18 protein-coding genes are annotated in these 21,158 nt (G+C 53.5%); 11 read left to right on the forward strand and 7 right to left on the reverse strand.

The genetic code is table 11. From position 1 onward, the window contains the following. Window positions 1-5 precede the first annotated feature (5 nt). From NRG23_RS25020 to NRG23_RS25030, 3 genes are read left to right on the forward strand one after another with little or no spacing between them, the layout of a single operon-like run. Window positions 6-1,202, forward strand: a complete 1,197-nt coding sequence (locus tag NRG23_RS25020; protein WP_257372650.1) for an FAD-binding oxidoreductase — start codon at window positions 6-8, stop codon at window positions 1,200-1,202. 25 nt (window positions 1,203-1,227) lie between these two features. Then, the gene (locus NRG23_RS25025) at window positions 1,228-2,913 is read left to right on the forward strand and encodes a thiamine pyrophosphate-binding protein (RefSeq protein WP_257372651.1); all 1,686 of its coding nucleotides are present in this window, start codon (window positions 1,228-1,230) and stop codon (window positions 2,911-2,913) included. A 60-nt stretch (window positions 2,914-2,973) separates the two neighbouring features. Continuing rightward, window positions 2,974-4,422: an NAD-dependent succinate-semialdehyde dehydrogenase gene (locus NRG23_RS25030; RefSeq protein ID WP_257372652.1), complete on the forward strand. Its 1,449-nt coding sequence runs from the start codon at window positions 2,974-2,976 to the stop codon at window positions 4,420-4,422. A gap of 100 nt (window positions 4,423-4,522) precedes the next feature. Here the strand turns inward: NRG23_RS25030 and NRG23_RS25035 are convergent, their stop codons facing one another. Next, window positions 4,523-5,248: a FadR/GntR family transcriptional regulator gene (locus tag NRG23_RS25035; protein ID WP_257372653.1), complete on the reverse strand. Its 726-nt coding sequence runs from the start codon at window positions 5,246-5,248 to the stop codon at window positions 4,523-4,525. 369 nt (window positions 5,249-5,617) lie between these two features. Beyond that, window positions 5,618-6,343 carry a FadR/GntR family transcriptional regulator gene (locus NRG23_RS25040; protein WP_257372660.1) on the reverse strand — a complete coding sequence of 242 codons (726 nt, stop codon included), beginning with the start codon at window positions 6,341-6,343 and terminating at the stop codon, window positions 5,618-5,620. A gap of 372 nt (window positions 6,344-6,715) precedes the next feature. Between NRG23_RS25040 and NRG23_RS25045 the strand changes: the two genes are divergently transcribed. From NRG23_RS25045 to NRG23_RS25075, 7 genes are all read left to right on the forward strand, one after another. After that, window positions 6,716-7,867, forward strand: a complete 1,152-nt coding sequence (locus NRG23_RS25045; protein WP_257372662.1) for a branched-chain amino acid ABC transporter substrate-binding protein — start codon at window positions 6,716-6,718, stop codon at window positions 7,865-7,867. 137 nt (window positions 7,868-8,004) lie between these two features. After that, window positions 8,005-8,943 (forward strand): branched-chain amino acid ABC transporter permease, encoded by a 939-nt coding sequence (locus NRG23_RS25050; RefSeq protein WP_306674808.1) that lies wholly within the window; start codon window positions 8,005-8,007, stop codon window positions 8,941-8,943. Window positions 8,944-8,953: 10 nt separating this feature from the next. Beyond that, a complete protein-coding gene (locus NRG23_RS25055; protein WP_257372666.1) occupies window positions 8,954-10,201 on the forward strand; it encodes an ABC transporter ATP-binding protein in 1,248 nt (415 codons plus the stop codon). Further along, window positions 10,198-10,971 (forward strand): ABC transporter ATP-binding protein, encoded by a 774-nt coding sequence (locus tag NRG23_RS25060; protein ID WP_257372668.1) that lies wholly within the window; start codon window positions 10,198-10,200, stop codon window positions 10,969-10,971. The genes NRG23_RS25055 and NRG23_RS25060 overlap by 4 nt, the downstream gene beginning before the upstream one ends. Beyond that, window positions 10,968-11,684: an ABC transporter ATP-binding protein gene (locus NRG23_RS25065; protein ID WP_257372670.1), complete on the forward strand. Its 717-nt coding sequence runs from the start codon at window positions 10,968-10,970 to the stop codon at window positions 11,682-11,684. Before NRG23_RS25060 ends, NRG23_RS25065 begins: the two co-directional genes overlap by 4 nt. 71 nt (window positions 11,685-11,755) lie before the next feature. Continuing rightward, window positions 11,756-12,103 (forward strand): RidA family protein, encoded by a 348-nt coding sequence (locus NRG23_RS25070; protein WP_257372671.1) that lies wholly within the window; start codon window positions 11,756-11,758, stop codon window positions 12,101-12,103. Window positions 12,104-12,220: 117 nt separating this feature from the next. After that, window positions 12,221-13,633, forward strand: coding sequence for an amino acid permease (locus tag NRG23_RS25075; RefSeq protein ID WP_257372673.1), 1,413 nt, complete (start codon window positions 12,221-12,223; stop codon window positions 13,631-13,633). Window positions 13,634-14,327: 694 nt separating this feature from the next. Here NRG23_RS25075 and NRG23_RS25080 read toward each other — a convergent pair. Together NRG23_RS25080 and NRG23_RS25085 are read right to left on the reverse strand one after the other, a co-directional pair. Continuing rightward, complete coding sequence (locus NRG23_RS25080) at window positions 14,328-15,713, reverse strand: DEAD/DEAH box helicase (protein ID WP_257372675.1); 1,386 nt, start codon at window positions 15,711-15,713, stop codon at window positions 14,328-14,330. Further along, entirely contained in the window at window positions 15,710-16,279 is a 570-nt protein-coding gene (locus tag NRG23_RS25085; RefSeq protein WP_257372677.1) for a hypothetical protein, read from the reverse strand. The genes NRG23_RS25080 and NRG23_RS25085 overlap by 4 nt, the downstream gene beginning before the upstream one ends. A gap of 103 nt (window positions 16,280-16,382) precedes the next feature. Here NRG23_RS25085 and NRG23_RS25090 point away from each other — a divergent pair, with 103 nt between their 5' ends. Then, the gene (locus tag NRG23_RS25090) at window positions 16,383-16,601 is read left to right on the forward strand and encodes a helix-turn-helix domain-containing protein (protein WP_257372679.1); all 219 of its coding nucleotides are present in this window, start codon (window positions 16,383-16,385) and stop codon (window positions 16,599-16,601) included. 168 nt (window positions 16,602-16,769) lie between these two features. Here the strand turns inward: NRG23_RS25090 and NRG23_RS25095 are convergent, their stop codons facing one another. The 3 genes from NRG23_RS25095 to NRG23_RS25105 are packed head-to-tail and all read right to left on the reverse strand — an operon-like array spanning window position 16,770 to window position 21,156. Beyond that, window positions 16,770-17,186 (reverse strand): hypothetical protein, encoded by a 417-nt coding sequence (locus NRG23_RS25095; RefSeq protein ID WP_257372681.1) that lies wholly within the window; start codon window positions 17,184-17,186, stop codon window positions 16,770-16,772. After that, on the reverse strand, window positions 17,183-19,201 hold the full coding sequence (locus NRG23_RS25100; RefSeq protein WP_257372682.1) for a hypothetical protein: 2,019 nt from the start codon (window positions 19,199-19,201) through the stop codon (window positions 17,183-17,185). Before NRG23_RS25100 ends, NRG23_RS25095 begins: the two co-directional genes overlap by 4 nt. Next, window positions 19,198-21,156, reverse strand: a complete 1,959-nt coding sequence (locus tag NRG23_RS25105; protein WP_257372684.1) for a hypothetical protein — start codon at window positions 21,154-21,156, stop codon at window positions 19,198-19,200. The genes NRG23_RS25100 and NRG23_RS25105 overlap by 4 nt, the downstream gene beginning before the upstream one ends. Window positions 21,157-21,158 lie beyond the last annotated feature (2 nt).

The raw sequence follows: 21,158 nt of genomic DNA on the forward strand, positions 1-21,158 counted from the left end.
AAATCATGGCTTCCACTGCAAAACAACAGAATTACGATGTGGTGATCGTTGGCGGCGCTGTCAACGGTAGCTCCACCGCCTATTTCCTGGCCAACAACCCGGACTTCAAGGGTTCGGTACTGGTCATCGAACGTGACTGGACCTACAACAAATCCGCCACTGCATTGTCGAGTAGCTCGATTCGTCAGCAGTTCTCGAATCCGATCAACATCGAGATCTCGAAGTTCGGCGCTGAGTTCGTGCGCAACTTCCCGGACCTGATGGAAGTCGAGGGCGATCGTCCAGACCTGGCCTTCCACGAGAACGGCTACCTGTTCCTGGGGGACGACAAGGGCTTCGAGGTACTGCGCCGCCTGCACGATACTCAGGTCTCTCATGGCGCCGACGTTCATCTGCTCGACCCTGAGCAACTGGCGCGCAAATTCCCTTGGGTCAACACCGACAGCCTGGCAGGCGCGAGCTATGGCCAGACTGGTGAGGGGTGGTTCGACAGTGTCGGCATGCTCAACGGCTTCCGCCGCAAAGCACGTTCGATGGGTATCGAGTATATCGAGAACGAAGTAGTTGGCATCCAGCGTGAGGGTGATCGTATTACCGGCGTGCAGCTGGCCAGTGGCGAGCGCATTGGTTGCGGTCTGCTGGTCAACTGCGCGGGCACTCGTGGTACCAAGGTTGCGCGTTTGGCCGGTCTGGACATCCCGGTCGAGCCGCGCCGCCGCTCGCTGTTTGTTTTCGATTGCCGTACGCCGCTGGAAGGCACCGTGCCGCTGACCATCGATCCAACAGGTGTGTTCTTCCGCCCGGAAGGCAAGTTCTACCTGGGTGGTACCTATCCGAAACACGATCCGGAAGTGGACTTCGAAGACTTCGACGTGATGCACGACGAGTTCGACGAAGAGGTCTGGCCGATCCTTGCCGAACGCGTACCGGCATTCGAAGGCATCAAGGTGGTGAACTTCTGGGCTGGGCATTACGACTTCTGTGTGCTGGACCACAACGCCATCGTTGGCCCGCACAACGAAGTGAGCAACTTCCTGTTCTGCAACGGCTTCAGCGGCCACGGGTTGCAGCAAGCACCGGCGATTGGTCGTGGCCTTTCCGAACTGATTACCTACGGCGGCTACCGGTCGCTGGACCTGAGCGCGCTGTCGTACCAGCGAGTGATCGATAACAAGCCATTCCTGGAAGATTCGGTCATTTGACCCCAGGCCTGAGGAGAACACCACAATGAATAATCCATCCAAAGGCAAGCGCAGCGGTGGCGAAGTACTGGTCGACGCGCTGCGGGTCAATGGCGTTGATCGCGCCTTCTGCGTACCTGGCGAAAGCTACCTGGCGGTGCTCGATGCCCTGCACGACGTTAAAGACGAGATCGAGCTGGTCGTCTGCCGTCAGGAAGGTGGCGCAGCCTATATGGCTGAAGCCTACGGCAAACTGACCGGCAAACCAGGGATCTGCATGGTCACTCGTGGGCCTGGTGCAACCAACGCCTCGGTGGGCGTACACACCGCGTTCCAGGACTCCACGCCGATGATCCTGTTCATCGGTCAAGTGGCCCGTGATCAGATCGAGCGTGAGGCCTTCCAGGAAGTCGACTACCGCCGCATGTTTGGCCAAATGGCCAAATGGGTTGTCCAGATTGATGACGCCGAGCGCATTCCTGAGCTGGTCAACCAAGCGTTCCAGCGGGCGATCAGCGGTCGTCCAGGTCCTGTTGTCGTGGCGCTGCCAGAGGACATGCTGACCGATATCGTCCATGTCCCGAACGCTCGTCCAGCACAACGTGTTGAAGCAGCTCCTTCCCCTGCCGCGCTTGAGGAGCTGAAGGCGCTGATTGCCAAGGCCAACAAGCCACTGGTGATTGCTGGCGGTGGTGGTTGGAATGCTGACGCGGTCGCAGACCTCAAGAAGTTCGTCCAGGTGCAGAACCTGCCGGTAGCCGCTTCCTTCCGCTGCCAGGACCTGTTCGACAATACGGACCCACACTACGCTGGCGACATGGGCCTTGCGGCAGGTCCGGTGTTAGTCGAAGCAGTGAAACAATCCGACCTGCTGATCGTGGTCGGTGCTCGCCTCGGCGAAATGACCACTGGCGGCTACGCTCTGGTCGACATCCCGACGCCGAAGCAGACGTTGGTGCATGTTCATGCCAGCGCAGAAGAAATTGGTCGGGTCTACCAGCCAACGCTGGGGATCAATGCTGGCCCAGCGAGCTTCCTGCGTCAGGCCGCCTCGTTGCCGGCGGTACTGCCGACTGCCTTCGAGGACTGGGTCGCTACTCTTAATCGCGGCTACCGTGGCAACTTCGAAACTCCGCGTTCGCCTGGCGATGTGCAGATGAGCGAAGTAATTGCCTGGCTGAACAAGACGCTGCCAGAAGACAGCATCCTCACCTGCGGCGCTGGTAACTACACCGGCTGGGTACACCGTGGTTATCAACACCGCACCTTCCGCACCCTGCTCGGGCCAACCAACGGCTCCATGGGTTATGGCGTGCCAGCAGCTGTGGCGGCGAAGTTGACCTACCCGCAACGCACCGTGGTTGCATTCGCTGGTGACGGTTGCTTCCTGATGAATGGGCAGGAACTGGCTACCGCCGCGCATTACGACGCTCGCCTGATCGTCGTGGTGGTGAACAACGGTATGTACGGCACCATCCGTATGCACCAGGAGCGTAGCTACCCTGGCCGTGTGTCCGGTACCGAACTGCACAACCCGGACTTCGCAGCTCTGGCTCGTGCCTTTGGTCTGCACGGTGAAACTGTGACCCGCACGGAAGACTTCGCTGGTGCATTTGAGCGTTGCCAAGCTTCTGGCAAGCCTTCGCTTATTGAAGTGCAAGTGGACCCAGAAGCTTTGACCCCGCGCATGACCCTCAGCCAGATCCGAGACAAGGCTTTGGCCTCTCAGTGAGGTTCCCTCAGTGGGGCGCAGTCTGGCCCCACTTTTTTTTCTTCGAACGAGCTAATCGACATGAAACTTGCCGATTCTAATCTGCTGCGTGAAGTTTGCTACATCGACGGAAAATGGGTGCCGGCAGATGGTGGCCAACATATCAATGTCACCAATCCGGCTACTGGCGAACTGCTGGGCACGGTTCCGCGTATGGGCGCGGCAGAAACCCGCCGTGCCATCGAGGCTGCTGAACGGGCTCTGCCTGCATGGCGGGCTTTGACCGCAAAAGAACGTGCGGCACGCTTGCAAGCCTGGTTCCGCGAGATACATGCTCACCAGGAAGACCTGGCGCAAATCATGACCGCCGAACAGGGCAAGCCGCTGGCTGAGTCCCGTGGCGAGATCGCTTTCGCTGCGGCTTATGTGGAGTTCTACGCTGAGGAAGGGAAGCGCATTTATGGCGATGTTATCCCGTCGCCTGCAGCCGACCGCAGGCTGATTGTCACCAAGGAACCAATCGGCGTTTGTGCCGCGATCACCCCGTGGAACTTCCCGGCGGCAATGATCACGCGGAAAGCGGCTCCCGCCCTGGCCGCAGGCTGCACGCTGGTACTCAAGCCTGCCTCGCAGACACCGTACAGCGCTCTCGCGCTCTGTGTACTGGCTGAGCGAGCCGGTATCCCGGCGGGTGTGCTCAGCGTGGTCACCGGGGATTCAGCGGCTATCGGCGGTGAGCTGACCGCTAGCCCAATCGTGCGCAAGTTGTCGTTCACGGGCTCCACTCCAATCGGTATTCAGCTGTTGCAGCAGTCAGCTGCGACGGTCAAGAAAGTCACCATGGAGCTCGGCGGGAATGCGCCCTTCATCGTGTTTGATGATGCAGACCTGGAGAAGGCGGTCGAAGGTGCGCTTATCGCCAAGTTCCGGAACAGCGGACAAACTTGTGTTTGCGCCAACCGGTTCTATATCCAGGCAGGCATTTACGATCGCTTTGTCGAACGCTTTGCTGAGCGTGTGCGCGAGTTGGTTGTTGGGCGAGGTGATGAGCCTGGCACTCAGGTAGGGCCGATGATTGACGGTCGTGCTGCCACCGGAGTGGAGCGGATGGTGGGCGAGGCTGTGGAGGCTGGTGCTCGGGTAGTTGCAGGGGGGCGTCGCCATATTCTCGGTGAGGCATTCTTCGAGCCCACCCTGTTGGCTGATGTAACACCTGAGATGCGTGTCGCCCGGGAAGAGATTTTTGGGCCTGTAGCGCCATTGTTTCGCTTCACCAGTGAAGAGGAAGTCATTGCCGAAGCCAACAACACCGAGTTCGGCTTGGCATGCTACCTCTATGCTCGTGACGTTGGGCGCATCTGGCGGGTTTCGGAAGCGCTGGAGTACGGCATGGTTGGTGTAAACGTCGGAGTGGTCGCAACCGAAGTCGCACCATTTGGTGGCGTTAAAGCATCAGGGCTGGGTCGCGAAGGTTCGCGCTACGGGATCGAGGATTACCTCGAAATCAAGTACGTCTGCTTGGGGCTTTGATCCACACCCTTACTCGCTTCAGGTTCAAACCGATCGCATCGCCAGTATTGGGTGTGCATCGGTTTGTGCTGAAGCATTTCAATTTGGCGAAGGCCGCTATTCAGTTGCTCTCTGTAAGCAGTCGCTGATAGCGTGAAAGGCTTTCCTCCAAGTGCTTGCGCAGTGCGCTGCGAGCACCTGACACATCTCCCATCGTGATTGCAGAGAGAATTGCACCGTGCTCTCGACCGATCTTCTTGATGTGGGTCAGACGGTTCTTCCCGCTGACCTGGCTGTGCTTCAGGTTCAGGTCAAGGATGATGTCTGGGCCAAGCGCTTCCAATAACTGGGCAAAGTGCGGATTGTTCGTGGCTCGCGCAATGGCAAGATGGAACTCAAAGTCGGCTTTGGCTTCTTCTTCGAGATTGGAGCCGTCCAGGGCATTGAAGCGATCAAAGGCTTCGGTGATCATGGCTAGGCTGGCAGGCGTTCGGCGTTCCGCAGCTCGTGCCACGGACTCAATTTCGATTCCAAGGCGCAACTCCAGAACATGGGCCGCCGCTCGGACATCGTCGACAATGCTGCCAATGGCGAAGCCGATGCGCTTGACGTCCTGTTCCACGACAAAAACGCCTACACCTTGGCGCGCGATCAAGCGACCACCCAGGCGAAGGGATGCTACGGCTTCACGGATGACAGGTCGGCTTACGTTGAATTCTTTGCACAGGGCTTGTTCAGACGGCAGCTTTTCGCCTGGACCGTAAATGCCTGAGTCGATGCGGTTGGACAACTCGCGAATTACAGTTTCTGCGAGGTTAGCCCTCCGCGTGTTGAGTGCTGCTTCCATCGTCAAACTCCCAAGTTACTAGATCATCCCGGCTATAAGGCCGACAGATAATTTTGCTTGTATGTTATCAAATAACTTACCTATCTGCTTGGATTTTGGGATATTCGTGCTACATCTCCGGAGGCAGTCTACGGCGCACCATACGCTCGGATTGTAGGGTGAAGCGGAGCATGCGCGCTGCTCGCAGGCGATTTCGCATGGGTGAGCGCTCAAGGGTTTTGGAGCATTTGAACAAACGATTTAGCTGTTTCAGTAGCGGGCGGTCGGGATTTTTGGAAAGCGTTAGATCGCTCAGCGGACTGGCAGAGGGCTGTTTTGCAGCCCAGCCAAGTCATCACGCGCAAGCAGCGTTCTGTGATGGAAAGTGCACTATGCCTTGCTGTCTAACAGTCTCTGATAGCGCGAAAGGCTTTCCTCCAAGTGTTTTCGTAATGCTGTTCGCGCACCTGTTACGTCACCCATTGTGATGGCTGACAAAATCGCACCATGCTCGCGGGCAATTTTTTTGATGTGGGCCTGCCGATTTTTTCCATGAACCTGGCTGTGCTTAAGGTTCAGGTCGAGAATGATATCTGGTCCTAAGGCTTCAAGAAGCTGCGTAAAGTGAGGGTTGTTGGTCGCGCGCGCAATCGCCAAATGGAACTCAAAGTCGGCCCTGGCTTCCTCCTCAAGTGAGGCGTCACTCAAGGCGCTAAATCGATCAAGCGCCTCCGTGATTTGCGCCATGCTGGTAGGGCTGCGACGTTCAGCGGCGCGAGCAACAGACTCAACTTCGACGCCCAACCGCAGCTCCAGAATCTGAGCTGCGGCACGAACATCGTCGACAACAGTGTCGATGGCAAAACCGATTCGTTTGACGTCCTGCTCCACTACGAACACGCCTACGCCCTGGCGTGCCACCAAGCGCCCTCCTAGACGCAAGGATGCTACGGCCTCTCGAACGACGGGGCGGCTGACACCGAACTCCTTACACAGCTCCTGCTCGGATGGCAGCTTTTGACCGGGTCCCCAAATGCCATTGTCGATCCGTGCTGATAGCTCCTGAATTACGGTTTCAGCCAAATTGGCGCGGCGTATGCCTAGCGACGCATTCATAGCAAATTGCTCCTCAAGCGGATTCGCTCCTCACGGTTTTTATCCGCTGGGTTGAGCAGGCCTGAAGCCCTTTCGAGCGAGATCCGTATCCAACCAGCGGTGATTTTGTAGACAGATCTTATCAAGCATTCATTCGGATATTGGGTACGAACGCAGGCTTCAAGGCCTTCCACCGGTCCAAATGTCCTTTTGATCGATCCCGACCATAGCATAGTCCTCTTGACAGTTACCTGCTGACTGTTATCTTACAAGTGCGGAGGCTTTCTGGCCAATGCGTGTGGCAAGCGATGGCGAGGGCTCGTATTGCTTTCTGGTCCTCGTCCGCTTGCTTTGTGTCCCGATGCTCGTTCGACCACTACTGGGAGCACTAGAATGCAAAACAACAAAAAATGCGGGCTGAACGTGCTCGCAACCGCGGTTACTTTGCTGATGACTATGGGAGGGGCAAACGCAGCGGAGACTGAGGTAGTCAAGATTGGCTTTGCGGGGCCCTTGACCGGTCCATCAGCACACCAAGGCCAGGATGTTGAACATGGCATCCAGATCGCAGTCGAGGAGGCAAATCAACAGCAACTGAAAATCGGCGACAAGGTTGCCGAATTCAAGCTGGTTTCTGAAGATGATGTTGCGGATCCTCGCACCGGTACTGCGGTAGCCCAGCGCCTGGTGGATTCGAAAGTGGCAGTCGTAATTGGCCACTACAACTCCGGTACCAGTATCCCCGCCTCAAAAATTTACGCAGCCGCCGGCATCCCCCAAATCTCACCATCCGCTACCAACCCAGCGCTCACACGCCAAGGAATCCCTTCGGTGTTCCGTGTTGTCAACGATGACGCCACTCTTGGCCGCTACGCAGGCAACTATCTGGTCACCAAGATGGAAGCCAAGCGTATCGCTATCTTTGACGACCGTACTGCATACGGCCAGGGTCTGGCAGACGAAGTGACAAAGGCTGTTAAAGCAGCAGGCGGCAACGTGGTGGTGCGCGAATACACCAACGACAAGTCCACTGATTTCAACGCCATCCTCACTACCGCCAAGGCACAAAAAGCCGATGCGGTGTTCTTTGCCGCCTTGGACTACCAAGCCGCCCCAATGGCCAAGCAGATGAAAAACCTGGGCCTGAAGGCGCGCTTCATGAACATTGGCAACCTGCCTAACGACTCCTTCAAGCAGATGGCTGGTAGCGCTGCCGAAGGTGTGTATGCCTGGAACTACGGCACCCCGTTGTTGGAGATGCCCAAGGGCGCTGCTTTCGAGCAGAAGCTGAAAGACAAGTTCGGCGTTGGCGTAGTGCAGTCCTCACCAGCTGCCTATGACGCGACCTGGGCGGCAATCAACGCCATGGTTAAGGCCGGCTCTCCTGATCCGAAGGTGTACCTGCCTGTCCTCAAGCGTGAGAGCTATGAAGGTGTAACGGGCACCATCGCCTTTGACGACGAAGGCAATTTGAAAAGCCCGGCTGCAACGGTGTTCCAGTTCGAAGGTGGCGCATGGAAGACCTTGGCCGTTCAGCGGGATTAAGTAACGGCAAACCCTCGAATAATTAGCGGGCTGAAGCCTGCAAAAAACAATAAGACTTCACCCATCTGCCAGGTCCGTCGATGCATGACAACCCATTGTCATGCGTCGTCGTCAATGCAGTTTCGAGGATTCAGCTCGTGGACGGAAATTTCGATATTTTGTTACAACAGGTGCTCAACGGGTTGGTGTTGGGCAGCATTTACGCGCTAGTAGCTCTGGGCTACACCATGGTCTACGGCATCATCGGCTTGATCAATTTTGCCCACGGCGAAGTGGTGATGGTTGGTGCGATGGTGACCATCTCCGTTCTTACGATGCTCGCTGGCGCGGGATTCGCCCCCGGCATCGTCACCTTGCTTCTGGCGATCATGGCGGCGGCCGTAGTGTGCATGTTGCTGGCTCAAGGCATGGAGAAGTATGCGTACCGGCCGCTGCGTAAAGCGCCGCGACTGACTCCATTGATTCTTGCCATTGGCATCTCGATTGCCCTGCAGAACTTGGCGATGATGATCTGGGGGCGTGGCTACAAAACCTTCCCTGAAGTGGTCGAGACCCAGCCTGTGGACGTCTTTGGCGCCACCATGACCAACGTGCAGTTGTCGATCATGCTGATCGCTGTGGTGATCATGCTCGGCCTCTGGTTGTTGGTCGACAAGACTCGTCTGGGCAAAGCCATGCGCGCCACTGCGCAAAACCAGGAAGTTGCCGGACTGATGGGCATCAACATTAACCGGGTAATTTCCGCGACCTTCCTGATTGGCGCGAGTTTGGGCGCCATCGCCGGAGTGATGCGTGCGATCAACTACGGCCAGGCAGATGCCTATATGGGGCTGCTGCTGGGTTTGAAGGCTTTCTCTGCGGCGGTGCTTGGTGGCATCGGTAACCTGTTCGGCGCCATGGCAGGCGGGCTATTGCTGGGTCTGATCGAGTCGCTTGCGGCTGGTTACACCGGCCAAATCACCGGGGGCTTCCTCGGCGCCAACTACCAGGACATCTTCGCCTTTGCTGTGCTGATCCTGGTGCTGCTGTTCCGGCCCAATGGCCTGCTTGGCGAACGCCAGGCCGACCGAGCCTGAGGACGGGATCATGAAAAACCTCAAGACACAGTACCTTTTGTTGATCCTTGGCTTTATCGCCTTGCCGTTTTTGGTCGAGGCGATTCCCATGCTGGGCCCGACCTGGGTGCGCATCCTCGGCTTCGCCATGCTCTATGTGCTTCTGGCCCTGGGGCTGAACATCGTCATCGGTTACGCCGGTCTACTCGACATGGGGTATATCGGTTTCTATGCGATCGGTGCCTACCTCTATGCCTTGCTCGCGTCGCCACACTTGAACTTGGCTGGCCTTGCCAGTGGCGTGATGGATTGGCCATTGTGGGTGATCATCCCTGTGGCAGCGGTCGCTGCTGCCATCTGCGGGGTGCTGATCGGTGCGCCTGTGCTTAAGCTCCGGGGTGACTACTTGGCAATCGTCACCCTCGGTTTCGGCGAGATCATCCGAATCTTCATGAACAACCTGGACCAGCCGGTGAATCTCACCAATGGCCCCCAGGGCATCAGCAATATTGCGCCTCTGCATGTCGACTTTGGGCCATGGACGCATGCTGCAGGCAGTGAAGTGGTTCCAGTGTTGTCCCTTCAGCAGAACTGGAGCCTGTTCGGACTAAACGTGTCACCGGTAATCAGCTACTACCTGTTCTTCCTGTTCATCGTCATCCTCTGCATCATTCTGTCCAAGCGCCTTGAGGTCTCGCGTATCGGTCGCGCTTGGATGGCACTGCGCGAGGATGAAGTCGCCGCAGAGGCCATGGGTCTAAACAAGCGCAACCTTAAATTGCTTGCCTTTGCCATGGGCGCAACCTTCGGCGGTGTGTCCGGCGTCCTGTTCTCCAGCTACCAAGGCTTCGTGAGTCCCGAATCCTTCACCCTGATGGAATCCATCATGGTCCTGGCCATGGTCGTGCTTGGGGGTATGGGGTCCATCCGTGGCGTGGTTCTTGGTGCGTTGATCCTCTCGGTAATGCCCGAATTGTTCCGAGACCTGGTCAACTGGATTCAGCCGTGGGTGATGGACAATGTCACCTTCATCAGCCGCGACATCCTACGCAACGTTCTGGACGCATCGACTCTGCGCATGCTGGTGTTCGGACTGGCGTTGATTCTGGTAATGCGCTTCCGTCCTGAAGGCCTGTGGCCATCCGACAGGCGTCGCAATGAACTGCATGATACCGATCCTGAATTGGCCCCTGTGGCCGCCGCGCTGAGTACAACCGTGCAGGCTCCTGCGACCGAAGCATCCTTCGACTACCCGGCCAAAGAGGCGGACAAGGCATGAGCGACGTACTTCTCGAACTGCATCAGGTCAGCAAGTTTTTTGGCGGCTTGCAGGCTCTACACGGAATCGATCTGAGCATCCGCCGTGGCGAGATTCGCGGTCTGCTAGGGCCTAATGGTGCCGGTAAGACCACTCTGTTCAACGTCCTCACCGGTTTGTATCAGGCCGAGCAGGGACGCGTGGTGTTCGATGGCAAACCCCTTCGTATCAGTAAGCCTGACAAGGTGGTAGAAGCCGGCATTTCACGTACCTTCCAGAACATCCGCTTGTTCCACAACATGACGGCTCTGGAGAACGTAATGATTGGGCGGCATGTGCGCACCCGCAGCGGTGTGTTCGGCGCGATCTTGCGCACCAAGGCCTGTGTTCAAGAGGAGCGGGAGATCCGCCAAGCCGCCCGGCATTGGCTCGACTACGTTGGCATTGCCCACCTAGGGGGCGAACTAGCGCGCAATCTGTCTTACGGCGACCAGCGCCGCTTGGAAATCGCCCGCGCCCTGGCGACCGAGCCAAAACTGATCGCTCTAGATGAACCGGCCGCCGGTATGAACGCTTCGGAAACTGAGGGTCTGCGCAAACTGATGTGCAAGATGCAGGCAGATGGAAAGACTGTTCTGTTGATCGAGCATGACGTGAAGCTGGTAATGGGGCTGTGCGATCACGTCACGGTGCTCGAATTCGGCCGCAAGATCGCTGATGGCCTACCGGCCGACGTGCAGAAGGACCCCAAAGTCATCGAAGCCTATCTCGGTGCGGAGGCTGTGGCATGAAAAACATCCTGGAAGTAAATGATCTAAAGGTCGCCTATGGTGCGATCCAGGCTATCAAGGGAATCGACCTCAAAGTCGGAGAGGGCGAAATGGTTGCCCTGATCGGCGCAAACGGTGCAGGCAAGACCACCACCCTCAAGACACTGGCCGGTCTGCTGACTCCTAGTGCCGGGCAAATTACCTTCGACGGCAAGGCTCATGCTGCGATCAAGGGTTACGATCTGATCCGCGAAGGCCTGGCATTGGTGCCGGAGGGACGTGGCATCTTCCCCAAGCTAACGGTGCACGAAAACCTTGAAATGGGCGCTTTTTCCCGGCGTGACGGCAAGGATGCTATCGGTGCAGATATCGAGCGTATGTATGGAGTCTTCCCTCGCTTGAAGGAGCGTGCGTTTCAGCTGGCCGGAACCATGTCCGGAGGGGAGCAGCAGATGCTGGCGATTTCCCGCGCGCTAATGGGACGTCCGAAATTGCTGCTTCTAGACGAGCCATCCATGGGCCTTGCACCAATCATCGTACAGAAGATCTTCGAGACGATTCGCGATGTAGTGAAGGGCGGTGTGACGCTGCTTCTGGTAGAGCAGAACGCCCGCTTGGCCTTGCAGACTTGCGATCGTGCTTACGTCATCGATTCGGGCCGTATCGCTCTGACGGGCGATTGCCATGACTTGCTGCACGACAAGCAGGTCCAGAAAGCCTATTTGGGCGAATGAGGCAGTCGGAAGGGCTAGCTCATATCGCCAGTTGATCGTGAGTTTTCAATTTTAACTAGGGGTATTTTGCTGTGACTGATATTGAGCGGTACGCGTTTGATACGCGAATCCACCATGCCGTAAAGCACAATGGTGTGGTGTATTTGACAGGCCAGGTTGGCACACCGGGAGAATCTGCTGCAGCGCAGACCCAAGAGGTTCTTGAGAAAATCGATCGGCTTCTGGCACTGGCAGGCAGCGATAAAACCAAAATTTTGAACGCGATCCTTTGGCTGGACGATCTCCGGGATTTTGAAGAAGTGAATCGTGTGTGGGATGCCTGGTTGGTCAAGGAGCATGCACCTGCGCGGTCAACCGGTCAGGCCCGGTTAGCAAAATCCGGCATGCTGGTTGAGATCATCATTACGGCAGCTGCTTGAGGCGCTCACTTAGCCTGGTGCGCTCACGATTAACGCGGTCCGAAGGGTCGTGCAGAAAATAACGACAAGAAAACTCGCCGTCGCTCTTGTGGCGGCGACGTTGATCGAAGGTTTCAAATGACGTCGCTCCAACCGAATCAACAAGGTTCTCTGCAACATGGCTTGACATCCCGTCAGGTATCCATGATTTCCATCGCCGGCATCATCGGTGCTGGATTGTTCATCGGCTCCTCAATAGCGATTGCCTCAGCCGGCCCGGTGATTCTCGTGTCTTACGCGATGACCGGCCTTTTGGTGTTACTGGTAATGCGTATGTTGGGTGAAATGGCTGTGGCCAACCCCAACAGCGGTTCATTTTCCACCTATGCCGGCGAAGCTATCGGGCCTTGGGCGGGCTTTACCATCGGCTGGATGTACTGGTGGTACTGGGTGCTGATCATCCCGGTAGAGGCCATCGCTGGAGGTGACATTCTCCATGGCTATTTCCCTGCCATACCGTCCTGGGCATTTGCCTTCGCCATTATGGTACTGCTGGCCTGCACCAATTTGGTCAGCGTGAAAAACTTCGGTGAATTTGAATTTTGGTTTGCCCTCGTAAAAGTCATCGCGATCATTGCTTTCATCGTGGTCGGTGGCATGGCAGTCCTGGGGGTTTGGCCGTTAGCTGAGGTTGCGGGCGTTGAGAAGCTTTGGTCGGCCGGTGGTTTCGTGCCTAATGGTTGGGATGCGGTTCTCGGAGGGATACTGATCACGATCTTCTCCTTCTTTGGTGCCGAAGTAGTCACCATTGCAGCGGCAGAAACAGCCAATCCCCAAGAAAAAATTCGTCGTGCTACCAACCTGGTTGTCTACCGAATTGCAATTTTCTACCTGCTTTCGATCTTCCTAGTGGTTTCGCTAGTGGCCTGGAATGATCCGCGTCTTGTGGAGGTAGGTTCTTTCCAGCGCGTATTGGAAGTGCTAAACATCCCTGCGGCGAAGCTCATTGTAGATCTGGTAGTCCTGGTGGCCGTCACCAGTTGCATGAACTCTGGACTGTACACCGCTTCACGTATGCTCTATTCGCTTGGCGTGAGAGGCGAGGCGTTGGCTGTGACCAAGAGTGTTTCGCGCAATGGCGTTCCGGTGGTGGCAGTCATCCTGTCGACTCTCGCGGGCTTCGCCGGTTGTCTGCTGAATTATCTTTTCCCCGGCAAGGTGTTCGTATTTCTCTTGTCGACTACAGGCGCCCTTGCGCTGCTGGTGTACCTGGTTATCGCCATCTCGCAGCTGCGGATGCGTGCACGTGCAGAGCGGGCCGGGATCGAGTTGTCGTTCAAGATGTGGATGTTCCCTTGGCTGACCTGGATGGTGATTGGCACGATTCTCATGGTCTTGGGATACATGCTGCTGACAGACACGTATCGATATCAAACGTTGATGACGGTGGTCCTGACACTGCTCATCATGCTGATATACGCAGTCCGTCAAAGGCTGCGTGATAGACGTCAGCAGCGCGTCGCGGTGGTCCTTGGTAGGGTCGGTGGATAGGGATCAACATAAACGCGGGGGCTCATCAGCGGTGAGCTTTCAACGAGAGTTATGAGCGCCTGCAGGAATAGCGAACCCAAACTCTCATCATCTGAAGGAGGCGGCCAATGAAAACTAGGTGGCATCTGGTGTGGGGCTCAGTGTCTCAGATGGTAAAAACGGCCATGTCTAACCTCCTGTCTGATGGAAAGCGTGGCCGCCACCAGAAAGTAAGGGCTATAAAGAACTTTCTCATCGTTCACTGAGGAGCAGGCTGTTCGTGATGGGGCTGCTGCGATATCCCCTCTGCCGGAAACTGCACTCGACTGTAATGCAGGCTTAGAAAGCTGGGACCCCTGGGGTCTCCAGCGCCATTCGACGACGGTGGTTACGAATGACCAGCATGACGTGCAGCACAGCTACTGCCGGCTCGGGGCTCGCAGTGCGGACACTGGACGTTGAAGGGAGGGGTGAGCAAAAAATGATCAATTATTGTTTGCGAGATAATTAGAGATAATTCTGCCAATGGCCATCCCTAAGCCATGTCCCCAGCACCGCGGCTTTGCTGTTCTATGGATCGTTGAGGTCTCAGGGGCCCGAGGCCTGGCCCTACAGATTTACGTCTCTGCAGCGGCCAGCGCCTCACTCAGGCCTCCTTGAATGAATCAGCTAACGGCAGAAAATTGGTTGAGTTGCTGGATTTTGTGTCGCTGAATTAGTAAACGGAGAGAATCTCGGTTCGAAATCCGGAGGATATCTCCATTCGGAAAAGACTCCCTTCATCCACAGCACCGTCAATCATATGTTCAGAGGTGGAAGAGGCTCGGTTGACTTGAAAATCAAGCGCCCCATCTCCTGTCTCCAGGCCTATGTTGTCTTGCATGGTGGTGCAGCCACCACCGACCCGAAGAAGTTGGATGTGGTCCAAAACCGCCAGATCATCCGGTAAATCTTCAGCAACCCGCTGGGAAAACTGAAGCAGTGATGGCTCCGCAAGGACATAGAGCCAAGCTTCGCTATCATCGTTTCCGGTGCGTCTCAGCACGCGCCCGAGCACCTGACGATAATGTAGTTCCGTTCGAATTCGGCTGAGATAACAGCACACCTGTAAGCGAGGGATATCCGTACCTTCGCTTATCATTCCAACGGCAACAATCCACTTCCCCACCCCACCACGAAAGTCCTCGATGAGCTGTTGCGCGCCTGGGGTCCGGGTGGTTACCACCAAGCACTCTTCGCCTCGCGATCTGAGGACCGCAGCGACCTGGTTGGCATGCCTGATGTTCGCAGCAACGACCAAGCCGCCGGCATCCGGTATCTCGTAGCGCAATGCATCCAGTTTGCTGCGTCCAAGATCGATGACCTTCTCGATCAAGTCATGATGAGTGAGTAGATCTTCAAACGTCACGGGAGACTCGCTCAGCAACTGAGCGATGCTCGGATAGACAGTGACAATCGGTAACTCATCGACAAGCTCTGTGAGCTTTACGGCGCTGTTATCGATGACCACTATCCTTGGAGAACGGCAAACCTTGTCGGCTACCGCCTCCTTGAGGCCGTACCGATAATCACAAACGAGTCGGCCTTCCGGATCAGAATACCTCGCCAAAGCGATCGCTTTTTCATCGGAGCGCCATGGAGTACCGGATAAGGCTAATGTGAAGGCAGCTTGGTCTTGCAATCGTTGGAGGATGATTTGTCCCCAGGCGTTGCTCAAAAGTGGATCGTGTCCTGCGCAGTGATGAATTTCGTCGAAGACCGTCAACACTCGATAGTCTTTGAGCAACTGCCAAAATGATGCAGAGCGATGCTCCATCGCTTGATAGGTGGTAGCGACCCCAATTGACCCTAGACGGCCGTCAAACGAGCGGCCCAACACATCGGCGAATGTCTTCTCCAGTCCCCCAACCACTTGGCAGGAGGGCGCGAAGCACAGGACAAGATCAATGAGTCCGGCGTGCAATAAGCTTTTCGCGAGCTCAGCAGCCATCCGGCTTTTGCCGGCACCAGGTGTTGCTTGGCAAAAGAAATGGGATGAAGACTGATAATGCCCAAGCGCCGCGGCAACACAGGCGTTCTGCCATATACGCATACCCGTCATGCAGCTACCAACAGCTTCAGCGTATTTTCGATAGCGCGAAGGTGCCCCAAAAGCCTTGAACTGCGGTCACGCGCTTCAATGTAGTCATCCTCAACCCGAGCCTTGAGGACCGGCATCTCGGTGAATAGCTGCTTGTAGCGCTCTGCTTCACCCAGAGCGGTGAGCATGTCCAGACGTATTTCTTTCGCAAGGGACTCGAGTCGCCGGGTTGGACAACCATGGGATAGTTTTTGGGATGACGCCATGGGGGCAATCAGGCTTGGCGTCTCAATCTGGGGAGTCGAAAAGCGATGGTCCACAAGGAGTGGAGTAATAGCTTCAGGCATGTCCATGACGTGAAAGACTTGGTCACGCTTCCGTCGTATCGGGTCTTGTGTGATCCAGCCGACGCGCTTCAGGCGTTGAATCTGGTCATAAATGTAGCGCCATAACTCAACGTCGTGGGCCTGGCCATTCAAGCGAAGGGCATAGCCATCCCTCAGCGAACGGGTCGTAAATTGCTGAAAATGTCCATCCTTGAGAAGCTCGAAGACATGCCTGTCTAGCTTAAATGTTGCGGGTTTCATACAGGCACCCAAAGCAGCCGGAACGGGCAAAATGCGGATTATAATCCGTCGCTAGCTGTCAGGTAAACGACCGATAGTGCCGCCTTAGTCAATCGAGGCGGTTATGCAAGCGCTGGCAAAGGATCTCGGGCAGAAAATCCGCGAGAGGAGGATAGCGGTCGGGTTGTCCCAAGACGCCCTAGCGTTTGCCTGCGGGATGGATCGCAGCTACATGGGCAGGGTTGAGAGGGGTGAAGTCAACCTCACGGTAGAGAAACTTTACAGAATTGCGATTCAACTGAAGTGCCAGCCCCACACGCTTCTGCCGCGCGTGCCCCGGTGAGAATGAAATAGCTGATGGCAGATTTTTCTTGAAGACCGACAAGGTCAACCTAACCTATTTCTACCTGGTTAAATTCATTTTTTTGCCAAAGTTGTAGTAGGTCACAAAGCCGATTTTAAAATTTCATTCTGATAAAGTCGGGCGCGGTTGATAGTTTAATGAGAACTTCTAGAGGGTTATTAGTTCAATTATCTTGTTGGGCGCGGCGCGTGAACCTCTAAGAGTATTGAGTTCGACTCTGAGAGCATGGTTCTCGTGCTCCAGTGAAACAATTTTTGCGAGAGCTATCTCATAAGATTTTTTGATTTTATCCCGCTCTTGCCGGGCCACGTTTTTTAAGTGCTTCTGTTGTTCGGGTTTTTTTGCTTGGCTTTGGATGCTGGGGGTTTGAGAGGCTGGAATGGCAGCGATAATTTCCAATATAAGTTGAGCGTGTTCTGGTCTGCTCTTTTTTATTGATCCTCTTTTCCGTCCCGCTTCTAACGCCACAGTATCTTTATTGATGGCGGAGCCTTTTTGGATGTTTATAGGTTTGTTAGATATCAGTCTCTGAAGTGCTTCGCGGTATTCGTTGACAGCGCTCATTCAATTTCCTCCATTTTTTTTCGCAAGCCTCGTCTTTCTAGTTTTTCATATAATGACGAGATTTCAGATTCCAGTTGGCTGAATTGAGGTGCGTTGGAAGGGTAAAGCTCTTTTGCTCTTACCAAGTTATTAATTCCTTTTTTGATCTTCTTCAAGCTGCGATCATCATCTAAGATTGATTTTTCACAGTCAACGCATCCAAAGATGCTAGTAAAAGAAATTTTATCGCAGTGGTCTAAATTAGTACATCCCCCGATTGGTCCATTTTTGTAGACCATTTCCCCTTTAATGAATTTATGTTCAGTTAACTGCCGGTCTGTAGTGATAATTAATGGGCGACCTTTGTCGCGCGCTTGTTGGATTCGATTTCCCTCTCCTCCCCACAGTCGATTTGAGGTTTTGATAATGTCGTTGTCATAGTTAAAAAATTGAGCTGCTCTGCGCTCATGCTCCAATTCGCCCATCCAATTCTGAGCTTCATCGGACTGTAAAAAATTCACTGAAAATATACTATCCTTTCGATAGTATGAGGCCATTGCCTCTGTTAACTGTTTGAACTGGAGGGCACTAGATCCCAGTGATAACATCCCTGAGCGAGCCCCATAAACCGCTAGTGATCTTCGACATTGATGTGTTGCTAGTGGCCAAGGCGCACCAAGTGCTAAGTCAGGATCGCTTCGCCAATCACGGAACCCATCAAACAGTTCAAGCTCACGTATGTCTGATTCACAAATGCACAGAGTGGGAATTTTTTTGAGGAGTCTGCTAAGTGCTGTTTGGCAGATGCTCCCTGCTACTGGTGCTCCTTCGAAATGCCATGTATTTTTATTCGAGGAGCCAGCGTTGTGCTTCCTAGCTACCCTGCCAGCGAATAGAGGATACTGTAATTTATTTCGGTCGTCCCATCCGCACATAAAAGCAGATATTGTTCCGATTATCTTCGCGGCATTAATGCCTTTTTCAATAATTTCATGAGTTACCCAGAAGGTTGGTGTGTGGTTTTGTGCTGCTATCTTTGAAGTATAGCCTTTCAAAATTTTGAACGAGGCAGTTCCAGAATCAATCGACGCGTAAGTATCAGATGGTAGAAAATTTGCCTCATTGTCACGCATTCCCGAGAACAAATGAATCCAGTACTTGGCTGCCGCTTGGACTTCGCCAATGTACATTGCTAGTTCTTTCCAGTTTCTTATTGATAAGCCTTCAAAAAGCCTCGCGAGTCCATTATGGCTCACGGCCTGGTTCCAAGATATAATATTTTGGCTTCTATTGCTGTGGGCTTCTGGTACGGCATAACCATAAGTGGTTAATCTTGTTTTATGAAATTCTTCTATTTGTGCTGAGTGGAGGTTAAATTCATCAAGTATTTTACTTAGGCCATTAATGAGCTCGCCGTAAATCCTTGAGGGCATTAGCTTTGTTTGCAGAGGGGTGTTTTGTTTGGCTTTCGGATATTTGTTGTAAATTAGCTCAAGCTTGTCAAGTAGGTGGCTAGGTGGGGCAATGGTGAATTCGTTATGTCTGGTGCGTATTGCGAAAAGCTCCTTAAATACTGTAATCAGAGATTTCATCGAGTCTGGCGTGAGCGCGGCGAAGCTAGTAATAATTGATGTGTGGTAGTTTGAATCATTTAGTAAGTTCGTCAGGGTTGTACTGTTACTAAGCGCGAGCCTCGCCAGTTTTCGCAGCAAAATCAACCGTACCGAGGCTACTCGCCTTGGTGCGCCGGAAAGATAAAGTCTAGCGAGTTGCGCAATTTTCATTTCTCTGATGATTATGGTTTTGAGCGGGCTGTCAGTTTTAGACCATGAGGAAAAACTGTAGACGCACTTATTTTTAGCATCATATACACGCATGTCCCACACGTCATCGATGAAGTAGGAGATTACCTGACCCTCAAAATCTCGCGATATTACGAGACTGTCCTTCGGTGAAAGATAGAATGAAAGACTCCCTCCTTCCTCAGGAAAATATGCTAGTTCTTCTAGCCGGTCATGAACTCTAATTTTGTTCACACAACTGCTCCTATGTGTACCAGCGTGTCGAAGTGGATAGCCCAGAATTCATCTAAATGCCCTAACTCTACTTCGTTACGAATCTGGGAAATCAAAAATGGAATATTGGATCCTGTATGGCTAATTGCACTCAGGACTTCGTCGATTCTGTGAACGGTTGGGGCAATCTTCTGGATCCAATGTTCATGATCTATATTTGGTTTAGTTGCCATAATTACAAATCTTAGTGAAAGCAGTCGACGGATGTCGTCTTCGTCGGCATGCACTGAATAGAAATCACAAAACAAACACGTCTCGGGATCCCGGCAAGAGGGTTTTGGCGCCTGTTCGGTGAAGCCGGCGGTCCGTTGCGGATCTATATCTGATTTTTTTACGCAGCCTCCAACACCTATAGTTGCTTCCTGCCTCTTGTCCGTGGCGATACGGACCGGAATGTGCTCAGTAGTGCGCGTCTTAGCGATTGCTGTTGAATGGATAGCATCAAGCAAATTAGTTATTTGACTGGCGAACTCTTCCAATGCAGGTCTAGCATAGTTTTTTGCTACTGTACTCTCGGTGTTGCTGAGCTTTTCAGCGGTCAGGACAGTGTCCCCACCACTTTTGCTAATATACTGGTAGCTTACATTTTTTCGCCATTGTATGGCAGGAACCCAAGAGATTAAGGGGTAAATTTTTCGCATTAATTTTTTTAAGGTTTGAAGTGCGCTAGTGCCAACATAACCGATTGTGTTCGTTCCTTTGGGTAAAATGACAAACACATAATTAGATTCTCGGCCATCAAGTAGCCAGTTACGTATTTCAAGAATTTTATGAAATGTGGGTGTGAAACGGGCTCCGAATTCTGGCGCGACAGTCTTGCCATTAGCTCTAGGCTTCACGCCAAAGAAACGATAACCTTGGGTGCTGGGTAATACTTCAGAGCTTTCGATGTCAAGTTTTTGAGCGATACTTAGGTTGCATCCGGTCGCCCCTATGAATGCTAGCATGCCCGCGGTCATTGCGTGATTTGCAATTTGGAGTCGAATGCTAGAGCGCTTATCGATATTGTTTTTGATGTATGCTTTTTTGTAGTTGGTATAGTTTAAGTTGTATAGTAGATTGTTTTTAGGGATGCTGAAGTGTTCTGCTGTCGTTTCCCAGCTGGGAAATTCTGAGCATGTTGACAGAAAGTTGGCCATACTTAAGTTGGCTTTTTGGGTCTTAGCGGTATTTTGATGAAGACTGTAGACGAAATAGGGATCACTTCCTGGGGAAATTAGGTGTATAGGAAAATCACCGCCCTCAACCAAAAGGCGATGCGCTTCATCAATGAACTTGATTAACGTCGCAAATGTCCGGGATTGGGCGTCACTGCTTAGCTGTTTTAAATTGATATGAGCTTGACGGTCTGTCTGGATTATTGAAGTAGTAAGCAGTGCTATTTCTCTATCATGCATCCCCGTAGCATAACTTAAAACTTGTCGAGCGGAGACTTGCAGTATTGCCGCACTGTTAGCTGCAAGAGAGTTGCCCCTTATTGAAGAGGAGTCAACCCTGTCCAGCAAGTATTTAGTGTAACCAATGTACGCCAGACTACCTGATTCTCTGCTAGAGAGCTTGAATTCTTCTGTTTGCCCATCAACCCAATCAAAGAAGCACTTGATTGTAGTGTGAAAGCCTACTGTTGTGAGAAAGCTAGTCTGCGCTCGAGCTACTTCAATAATTTTACTGATCAGAGAAAGTCGATCAATATCAAGCGATGATGGATTAATGTACATTCCCTCGTACTTTCCATACCTGTTAATCGACCGTTTCTTTCTTTGTCGATAGCAAAGCGCACCGAAATCTAAGTAACGTTTTCCGTTCGTAACTTTGTTGTCGCCTGCGATGACAGTATTTTGTGGGTGTAAAGCTTCAACATCAGGATTTTTATAATCGATGATGGAGATCGGGCGTACTGCTAGACTAGTTGTCATAA

The sequence above is a fragment of the Pseudomonas sp. T8 genome, assembly GCF_024610635.1.
Lineage (GTDB): Bacteria > Pseudomonadota > Gammaproteobacteria > Pseudomonadales > Pseudomonadaceae > Aquipseudomonas > Aquipseudomonas chlororaphis_I.

What these genes read in the sequence shown, in the direction of transcription:
- NRG23_RS25020 (WP_257372650.1), top strand. Translation starts at nt 6, where the DNA reads ATGGCTTCCACTGCAAAACAACAGAATTACGATGTGGTGATCGTTGGC.
- NRG23_RS25025 (WP_257372651.1), top strand. Translation starts at nt 1,228, where the DNA reads ATGAATAATCCATCCAAAGGCAAGCGCAGCGGTGGCGAAGTACTGGTC.
- NRG23_RS25030 (WP_257372652.1), top strand. Translation starts at nt 2,974, where the DNA reads ATGAAACTTGCCGATTCTAATCTGCTGCGTGAAGTTTGCTACATCGAC.
- NRG23_RS25035 (WP_257372653.1), bottom strand. Translation starts at nt 5,248, where the DNA reads ATGGAAGCAGCACTCAACACGCGGAGGGCTAACCTCGCAGAAACTGTA.
- NRG23_RS25040 (WP_257372660.1), bottom strand. Translation starts at nt 6,343, where the DNA reads ATGAATGCGTCGCTAGGCATACGCCGCGCCAATTTGGCTGAAACCGTA.
- NRG23_RS25045 (WP_257372662.1), top strand. Translation starts at nt 6,716, where the DNA reads ATGCAAAACAACAAAAAATGCGGGCTGAACGTGCTCGCAACCGCGGTT.
- NRG23_RS25055 (WP_257372666.1), top strand. Translation starts at nt 8,954, where the DNA reads ATGAAAAACCTCAAGACACAGTACCTTTTGTTGATCCTTGGCTTTATC.
- NRG23_RS25060 (WP_257372668.1), top strand. Translation starts at nt 10,198, where the DNA reads ATGAGCGACGTACTTCTCGAACTGCATCAGGTCAGCAAGTTTTTTGGC.
- NRG23_RS25065 (WP_257372670.1), top strand. Translation starts at nt 10,968, where the DNA reads ATGAAAAACATCCTGGAAGTAAATGATCTAAAGGTCGCCTATGGTGCG.
- NRG23_RS25075 (WP_257372673.1), top strand. Translation starts at nt 12,221, where the DNA reads ATGACGTCGCTCCAACCGAATCAACAAGGTTCTCTGCAACATGGCTTG.
- NRG23_RS25080 (WP_257372675.1), bottom strand. Translation starts at nt 15,713, where the DNA reads ATGACGGGTATGCGTATATGGCAGAACGCCTGTGTTGCCGCGGCGCTT.
- NRG23_RS25085 (WP_257372677.1), bottom strand. Translation starts at nt 16,279, where the DNA reads ATGAAACCCGCAACATTTAAGCTAGACAGGCATGTCTTCGAGCTTCTC.
- NRG23_RS25090 (WP_257372679.1), top strand. Translation starts at nt 16,383, where the DNA reads ATGCAAGCGCTGGCAAAGGATCTCGGGCAGAAAATCCGCGAGAGGAGG.
- NRG23_RS25095 (WP_257372681.1), bottom strand. Translation starts at nt 17,186, where the DNA reads ATGAGCGCTGTCAACGAATACCGCGAAGCACTTCAGAGACTGATATCT.
- NRG23_RS25105 (WP_257372684.1), bottom strand. Translation starts at nt 21,156, where the DNA reads ATGACAACTAGTCTAGCAGTACGCCCGATCTCCATCATCGATTATAAA.